The organism is Salmonella sp. 32082101201600294FB01SM01 (assembly GCF_017572865.1).
GTDB classification, from domain to species: domain Bacteria; phylum Pseudomonadota; class Gammaproteobacteria; order Enterobacterales; family Enterobacteriaceae; genus Salmonella; species Salmonella enterica.
Window position 1 is genome coordinate 1 of the sequence record NZ_JAGESB010000022.1, and the last position, 518, is coordinate 518.

The 518-nt window shown below is 52.5% G+C and carries 1 rRNA gene; it reads left to right on the forward strand.

The annotated features are described in order from the left end of the window. Positions 1–518 (forward strand): 23S ribosomal RNA (locus J4645_RS22125); the annotation flags it as partial.

Below are 518 nucleotides of genomic sequence, written 5' to 3' on the forward strand. Positions count from 1 at the left end.
CCCCTAAGGCGAGGCCGAAAGGCGTAGTCGATGGGAAACGGGTTAATATTCCCGTACTTGGTGTTACTGCGAAGGGGGGACGGAGAAGGCTATGTTGGCCGGGCGACGGTTGTCCCGGTTTAAGCGTGTAGGTGTGTGTTCCAGGTAAATCCGGTTCACTTTAACACTGAGGCGTGACGACGAGGCACTACGGTGCTGAAGCAACAAATGCCCTGCTTCCAGGAAAAGCCTCTAAGCATCAGGTAACATCAAATCGTACCCCAAACCGACACAGGTGGTCAGGTAGAGAATACCAAGGCGCTTGAGAGAACTCGGGTGAAGGAACTAGGCAAAATGGTGCCGTAACTTCGGGAGAAGGCACGCTGACATGTAGGTGAAGTGATTTACTCACGGAGCTGAAGTCAGTCGAAGATACCAGCTGGCTGCAACTGTTTATTAAAAACACAGCACTGTGCAAACACGAAAGTGGACGTATACGGTGTGACGCCTGCCCGGTGCCGGAAGGTTAATTGATGGGG